Genomic DNA, 7372 nt, shown 5'->3' on the forward strand with positions numbered 1-7372 from the left:
CATGGCGGTTGCCGCATTGGGCCGAGCGCGGCTTGCAGTACGCGCCGATTGCCGCGCTGGCGGCCGTCGTCGTGCCCGAAGTGGTCATGCAGCAGGGGCAGCTCATTCAGACTTGGCAAGATGCGCGCTTGTATGCCGCCGTGGCGGGGGCCACGTGGTTTTTCTGGCGCGGCGGCGTCTTGGGTACCATCGTCACAGGCATGGCGGTGTACCTCCCGCTGCATTTGGGGCTGGGATGGTGAGCTCTGTTCGAGGGACACGCTGCGCACCCCGGCACTCAGGGGGGTGAGGCTGGCCTGGCGGACGCCCGCGCAGCAAACTCTTCGCGCAGTGCGCGCAGGCGTGCACGCGGATCCTCCCGCGCGGTGGCGGCGTCGAGCTGCATCTCGGCGATGAAGCGGCTGGGCTGCGCGGCCACGCGTTGGCGCCCCTGGCGCCGGGCCCGGAGCCAGCTGACCACCAAGGTGCGTTGGGCACGCGTGATGCCGACATACATCAGGCGGCGCTCCTCCTCGATGCGCGCGGCGTTCAGCGCCGCTTCGCCGTCGGCGTCGGGCTTGAACGGCAGCAGCCCCTCGTTGACGCCGACCAGCATCACATGCGGCCACTCCAGCCCCTTGGCCGCGTGCAGGGTGGACAGCGTCACCGCATCCTGGTCCTGCTCGCGTTCGGCCAACGTGCTGATCAGCGCCACCGTTTGCGCCACCTCGAGCAGCGGGCGCGGCGTGCGCTCCAGCGCCACGCCACCGGTGTCATCGAGCTGGCCGCCGCAGCGCTGCACCATCCAGTCGACAAAGTCCAGCACGTTGGCCCAGCGTTGCGTGGCCTGCTGCGCACTGTCGGCGTGGTCGTGCAGATGGCGCTCATAGCCGATGTCGGCGAGCCACTCCATCAGCACCACGCGCGCCGCCTCGTGTCCCACCGCGTGGCGCGCGCGGTGCTGCAGCGCATGGACGAAGCGGCCAAACTCGTGCAGCGCGGCCAGCGCCTTGGGCGCCAGTGTGGCCTGCAGCGTCGGTGCCAACAGCGTTTCGAACAGGCTGAGCTTGAGTCCGGCGGCCACCTGCCCGAGCTGCGCCAGCGTTTGGTGGCCGATGCCGCGCCGCGGCGTCGTCACCGCGCGCAGGAAGGCCGGGTCGTCGTCCTCGTTGGCCAGCAGCCGCAGCCAGGCGCACAGGTCCTTGATCTCGGCGCGGTCGAAAAAGCCCGTACCGCCCGAGACGCGGTAAGGGATCTGCGCCTTGCGCAGCGCCACCTCGAAGGCGCGCGACTGGTGGTTGGCGCGGTACAGGATGGCGCAGTCGCGCCACGCCGCGCCTTGCGCGCGCAGGCCCTGGATGCGCGCCACCGCGCGCTCGGCCTCGTGCTCCTCGTGGTCGCAGTCCAGCACGCGCACCGGCTCGCCCTCGCCCAGCGCGCTCCACAGGGTCTTCGGGAACAGCTTGGGGTTCGGGCCGATGACGGCGTTGGCCGCGCGCAGGATGGCATTGGTGGAGCGGTAGTTCTGCTCCAGCTTGATGACCTTGAGTGTGGGAAAGTCTTGCGGCAGGCGCTTCAAGTTGTCCAGTGTTGCCCCACGCCAGCCGTAGATCGACTGGTCGTCGTCGCCGACGCAGGTCAGGGGCGGGTCGGGCCGCTCGCCATGGCCCACCAATGCCTTGAGCAGCTCGTACTGCACGGCGCTGGTGTCCTGGTACTCGTCCACCAACACGTGGCCAAGGCGCTGCTGCCAGCGCTGCCGCACCTCGGCGTGCTCGCGCAGCAGCTTCAGTGGCAGCAGAATCAGGTCGTCGAAGTCCACCGCCTGGTAGGCCGCCAGCCGCTCGTGGTAGCGCGCCATCACCAGCGCGATTTGGCGCTCGGCCTCGTCGCGCGCCTGCGCCAGCGCCTGCTCGGGTGTCAGGCCCGCGCCCTTCCATTGGCTGATGCGCCATTGCCAATGGCGCGCGGTAGTCGTGTCGGTGGTGCCGCCACAGTCCTTGAGCAGTCCAACGATGTCGTCGGCATCCAGGATCGAAAACTGGGGCTTCAAGCCCAGCGCCGCGCCGTCCTCGCGCAGGATGCGCACGCCCAGCGCGTGAAAGGTGCACAGCAGCACGCCTTGCGCGGCCTTGCCGACCAGCGTGCGCGCGCGCTCGCGCATTTCGGCGGCGGCTTTGTTGGTGAAGGTGATGGCAGCAATCCGCTCAGGCTCCAGCCCGGTCTGGATCAGGCGCGCGATTTTGTGCGTGATGACGCGCGTCTTGCCCGAGCCGGCGCCGGCCAGCACGAGCGAAGGGCCGCGCAGGTGGTACACGGCGTCGAGCTGGGCAGGGTTGAGGGTGTCGTGCATCGAGCGGGTACAAGCAGAGCAGGTGCGGCGGGCGATCAGGGCCGAGGGCCGTTTAGCGGCCCCCGAGAGGGCGCGATCATACCGGGCATCTCGACCTCGCTACCATTGGGTCCATGGGCGCCATCCTGTGGGTCATCTTTCCCTTTTTTGCGCTGGTGGCGGCCGGCTACCTGGCGGCGTGGCGGCGCTGGCTGCCGCTGGAAGCCATACCCGGGCTCAATGGCTTCGTGTTGTTTTTTGCGCTGCCAGCCATGCTGTATCGCTTTGGCGCTTCCACGCCAATCGCCCGGCTGCTCGATGGCGCGGTGGCCGGGGTATGGCTGCTGTGTGCTTTGGTGATGGTGGGGTTTGCGATCGCGGTCAGCCTGGGCGGACGCATCCATTGGAACGATGCAGCCTTTGGCGCGCTGGTGGCGGCGTTTCCCAATTCGGGGTTCATGGGGGTGCCGCTGATTGCCGCGCTGCTGGGGCCGCAGGCGGTGGGCGCGGTGATCGTGGTCATCGTGGTGGATATGGTGATCACCAGCTCGCTGTGCATCGCGCTATCGCGGCTGGACGCGGGTGAGGGCGGTGCGCGTGCGGCGCTCAAGCAAGCGCTGCTGGGCGTGCTGCGCAATCCCATGCCGTGGGCGATCGGACTGGGGGCACTGGCTTCGGCTTGGCATGTCGCCCTGCCGGGGCCGCTGGACAAAACCGTGGGGCTGCTCGCCGATGCCGCGAGTCCGGTGGCGCTGTTTACCATCGGAGCGGTGTTGGCACGCTCCCAAATGCAGGCCGATCACCCGATGCCACTGCGCGATTATGTGCCGCTGGCCCTGATGAAGCTGCTGCTGCATCCGCTGCTCGTGCTGCTGGTGGGGGCAGGGGCCATTCAGATCGGTGTCGGTTTGCAGCCAGCGGCGCTGACCGTGATGGTGCTGACGGCCGCGCTGCCCAGCGCCAGCAATGTGTCGCTGCTGGCCGAGCGCATGGGGGCGGACAACGGTCGGGTCGCACGCATCATCCTCGTGTCCACGGCGCTGGCGTTTTTTACCTTTTCGGCCGCCGTGGCCTGGCTGCGCTGACATTGACACGCAGCTTCGCTCAGAAGCTGAGTGGATCGACGTCGATCGCCCAGCGCGCCAGACCCCGCGTGTCCGGGTGAGCGCGCAGGGTATGCAGCCGCGGCATCCAGGCCGCCAGCAGCGCCTGCAGGGCGGGGCGGTGGGGGCTTTCCAGCAGCAATTGGGCCCGCTCGATCCCCGCCACGCGCGTCAGTGTCATCGGCACGGGTGCGTAGAGCGTGACGTGGGCGCGACCGGGTAGGTCGTGCGTGGCGTCGGCGGCATGGCGCAGCCAGGCCAGGGCGGCATCCAGCTGACGCGCTTCGGCGCGCAGCAAGGCTTGGTGGCTGTACGGTGGCATGCCGGCCATGCGCCGCTCGTCTAGTTGCTGGGCGGCAAAGGCCGCGTAGTCGTGCCGGGCCAGTGCGGCGAACAGGGGGTGCTCGGGGTAAGCGGTTTGCACCCACAGTTCCACGGTGCTGTCCTGCGCGGCCACGAAGCGGGCATCGCGCCCCGCGCGGCCGGCCGCCTGCATCAGCAAGGTGAACAGCCGCTCGGGGGCACGCCAGTCGCTGGCAAAGAGCGCCCCGTCGGTGTTGACGCTGGCCACCAGGGTGATGCGTCGGAAGTCGTGCCCCTTGGCGATCATCTGTGTGCCCACCAGCACGTCGATGGCGCCGCTGTGCACGGCCTCCAGGGTGCGCTCCAAGGCCCCAGCCGCGCGCGCGGTGTCGGCGTCCAAGCGGCCGATCCGCACCGGGCTGCCGTCCGGCCGCCGCAATGTCCCCAAGGCTGCAGTGAGCTGCTCCTCGAGCTGCTCGGTACCGCGGCCCAGAGGGGCCAGATCCAGGTTGCCGCAGTCGGGGCAGGCACGGGGCACACGCGCCGCATGACCGCAGTGATGACAGCGCAGGCTGCGATCGGCTTTGTGGAACACCAGGTGCGCACTGCAGTGTGGGCAGCCGCTCTTCCAGCCGCAGTCGCCGCAGGCAATTACGGGAGCATAGCCGCGCCGATTCAGCAGTACCAGCGCTTGCTCGCCGCGGGCCAGTCGCGCCTCGATGGCGGCCAGCAAGGGCGGGGCCAGGGCGGTGCCCCGCGGCTGGTGGCGCAGATCGACCAGCCGCAGTTGTGGCCAGCCCGCCCCGCCCATGCGATCGGTGATGTCCACGCGCCGGTAGCGCCCCGCTTCGGCGGCATGCCAGCTCTCCAGCGCGGGGGTGGCCGAGCCCAACACCACCCGGCAGCCGTCCGCGTGGCCTCGGTGGGCGCGGTAAACAGCCAGATCGCGCGCGGAGTAGCGCGCGCCCTCCTGGCTCTTGTAGCTGGGGTCGTGCTCTTCGTCCACCACGATCAGTCGCAAACGCGGCAGGCTGGCAAACACCGCCATGCGCGTGCCCAGCACGATGCGCGCCTGTCCGCGGTGCGCCGCCAGCCAGTGCTGTAGCCGCTGGGCTGGGGTGAGCCGCGAGTGCAGCGTCGTGACCGCATCGCCGAACCGGGCGCGAAAGCGCTGCTCCAGTTGTGGAGTGAGGTTGATTTCCGGCACCAGCACCAGCGCCTGCGCCTGCGGGTCGCGTGCCAGCAGCCGCGCGGTCGCCTGCAGATACACCTCGGTCTTGCCGCTGCCGGTGGCGCCGAACAGCAACACCGGCCGGTCACTTGCCTCGATGGTCGCCAGGGCATCGGCCTGGGCTCTTGTCAAGGGGGGAACGGGTGCAGGGTGCTCGGCGCATGGGGCGCGCGCCGCTGTGGCGCGCTTGAGGCGGCGCTGTAGTTGCGTCAGGGTCAGCTCCCGCAAGGCGGGAGGGAGTGCCGCAAGGGCCACCTCGCCCAAAGACCGGTGGTAGTAGCGGGCAGCAAATGCCACCAGATCGCGCCAATCCGGGTCCAGCGGTGGCAGCGCATCCCAGACCTCGGTGACCGGGCGCACCTGCTCGGGGGCGCAGGTGGGGTCACCGGGCGTCGGGCCCCAGACGATGCCCAGCACCTCGCGCCGGCCCAGTGGTACGCGTACCAGGGTGCCCGCCGGCAGTGGCCGGTCGCAGCGGTAGGTCAGTCGGTCGCCTAGCCCGCTGTGGGCGGGGGCTGCCACCACCACCTCGATCCAGGTCGATGCCGGAGACACCGGCGACACCGGGGTAGGGGGGCTGGGCGCTTCCGTCACGGCCGTGCCTGGGACGTCATGCGCGGGCGCTCATCGAGGATTTCCCGTTTGCCCCGAGAAACTGTGGACAACTTTGTCGACAAGCTGCGGATCAGCGCCGCAAAGCATTGGCCATCAAGGCTTCGACAGGATTGCCCAAAAAAACGGCAAAACGATGAAATCATAATGATTTCAATGGGTTGAAGATGCTTCTTCGGTAATTGTCAGCGCAGTGGCTGACCAGCCGACAGAGGCCTGAACCCGTTCGCCCATGTGCATAAGGCCCGCTCCGTGCATCACCGTAGCGCAGGCTCAGACCGCACCGCGCATGCGCCGCGAATGCGCGTGTACCGTCTCGACCAGCACCTGCACATGTTCAGGTGGCGTGTGCAGGCTGATGCCGTGGCCCAGGTTGAAGATGTGCGTCGGCCCGCGCCGCGTCGGGTCGGTATGCGGGGCGCCGAACGCCTCCAGCACCGCCACCGCCTGCTCGGCCACCGCCTCGGGGCTCGAGAGCAGCACGGCCGGGTCCAGGTTGCCCTGCAGCGCCTTGCCCGGCCCGCCGGGCAGGCCACCCACCAGCGCACGGGCGCGGCCCAGGTGCACCGTCCAGTCCACGCCCAGCACGTCGCAGTCCAGCGCCGCCATCTCGGCCAGCCACGGCGCGCCGCCCTTGGTGAAGACGATGCGCGGGATCGTCGCCCCGTCGTGCGTGCGCGGCAGCTGTGCCAACACGCGCTGCGTGTAGGCCAGGCTAAAGCGTTGGAACATGCCGTCGGCCAGCACCCCGCCCCAGCTGTCGAACACCATCACCGCCTGTGCACCAGCGCGGATCTGTTCGGTCAGATACGCTGCCACCGCGTCGGCGTTGACCGCGAGCAGCCGGTTCATCAGGTCCGGGCGACGGTACATCAGGCCCTTGACGTGGCGGTAGTCGTCCGAGCCGCCGCCTTCCACCATGTAGCAGGCCAGCGTCCACGGGCTGCCGGAAAAGCCGATCAGCGGCACGCGCCCGGCGAGCGCCCGGCGGATCGCCGTCACCGCGTCGAACACATAGCGCAGCCGCTCCATGTCTGGTACCGCCAGCGCCGCCACGTCGGCCTCGCTGCGCACGGTGCGCTCGAATTTGGGGCCCTCGCCGGCCTCGAAGCGCAGCCCTAGGCCCATCGCATCCGGTACGGTCAGGATGTCGGAAAACAGGATCGCCGCATCCAGCGCATAGCGCTGCAGCGGCTGCAGCGTCACCTCGGTGGCGAAGTCGACGTTCGTGGCCAGCCCCATGAAACTGCCGGCGCGCGCACGCGTGGCACAGTATTCGGGCAGGTAGCGACCAGCCTGCCGCATCAGCCAGATGGGGGTGTACTCGGTGGCCTGTCCGAGGCAGGCGCGCAGGAAGGTGTCATTGGAAAGCGGGGCAAATGGCATGAGGGTTGGCTCGAATGGTGCGCACGGCGGCGCATTATCGTTGCCGCGCCGCTTGAAACGCGGCGCGTACCTGCGCCACGCTCAGGATTTCGGTCAGCACTTGCGCCGGCTGGCCCGGCAGATGCAGCACATAGACCGGCACGCCGCTGCGTCCGAGTCGGGCCAGTTCCTGCGTGATGGCCGCATCGCGCCGTGTCCAGTCGGCGCGCAGCAGTGCGATGCCGGCCTCCTGGGCATCACGCAACACGGCCTCGTCGCGCAACACGGCGGCTTTGTTGACCTGGCAGGTCACGCACCAGGCTGCGGTGAAGTCGACGAACACCGGCCGTCCGGCGGCCAGCAGCTCGGCCTGGCGGGTCGCCGACCAGGGCTCCCATGCGCCGTCGGCGGGGCTGGCCTGTGTGGTCGGGGGCGTGCCGTCCGCAT

Annotated in this window: 6 protein-coding genes; 2 read left to right on the forward strand and 4 right to left on the reverse strand. The window is 69.4% G+C overall.

The genetic code is table 11. The annotated features are described in order from the left end of the window. The coding region (locus P3W97_RS03690; protein WP_300843894.1) for an AzlD domain-containing protein at window positions 1-242 on the forward strand (242 nt) is incomplete at its 5' end. 35 nt (window positions 243-277) lie between these two features. Here P3W97_RS03690 and P3W97_RS03695 read toward each other — a convergent pair. Then, the gene (locus P3W97_RS03695; RefSeq protein ID WP_300843896.1) at window positions 278-2332 is read right to left on the reverse strand and encodes an ATP-dependent helicase; all 2055 of its coding nucleotides are present in this window, start codon (window positions 2330-2332) and stop codon (window positions 278-280) included. Between the two features lie 113 nt (window positions 2333-2445). On the opposite strand from P3W97_RS03695, the gene P3W97_RS03700 reads away from it, so the two are divergent. Next, window positions 2446-3396: an AEC family transporter gene (locus tag P3W97_RS03700; RefSeq protein WP_300843898.1), complete on the forward strand. Its 951-nt coding sequence runs from the start codon at window positions 2446-2448 to the stop codon at window positions 3394-3396. Between the two features lie 19 nt (window positions 3397-3415). Here P3W97_RS03700 and priA read toward each other — a convergent pair whose 3' ends face one another. The 3 genes from priA to P3W97_RS03715 all read right to left on the reverse strand — a co-directional run. Continuing rightward, window positions 3416-5503 carry a primosomal protein N' gene (gene priA / locus P3W97_RS03705; protein WP_300843900.1) on the reverse strand — a complete coding sequence of 696 codons (2088 nt, stop codon included), beginning with the start codon at window positions 5501-5503 and terminating at the stop codon, window positions 3416-3418. Window positions 5504-5833: 330 nt separating this feature from the next. Next, window positions 5834-6946: a uroporphyrinogen decarboxylase gene (gene hemE, locus P3W97_RS03710; RefSeq protein WP_300843902.1), complete on the reverse strand. Its 1113-nt coding sequence runs from the start codon at window positions 6944-6946 to the stop codon at window positions 5834-5836. Between the two features lie 34 nt (window positions 6947-6980). Further along, the coding region (locus tag P3W97_RS03715) for a thioredoxin family protein (protein WP_300843904.1) at window positions 6981-7372 on the reverse strand (392 nt) is incomplete at its 5' end.

The organism is Tepidimonas sp., assembly GCF_029335975.1.
Taxonomy (GTDB): domain Bacteria; phylum Pseudomonadota; class Gammaproteobacteria; order Burkholderiales; family Burkholderiaceae_C; genus Tepidimonas.

Excerpts from the sequence above, each read along its gene's own strand:
- hemE (WP_300843902.1), bottom strand. The coding sequence starts at position 6,946 with ATGCCATTTGCCCCGCTTTCCAATGACACCTTCCTGCGCGCCTGCCTC.
- P3W97_RS03695 (WP_300843896.1), bottom strand. The coding sequence starts at position 2,332 with ATGCACGACACCCTCAACCCTGCCCAGCTCGACGCCGTGTACCACCTG.
- P3W97_RS03700 (WP_300843898.1), top strand. The coding sequence starts at position 2,446 with ATGGGCGCCATCCTGTGGGTCATCTTTCCCTTTTTTGCGCTGGTGGCG.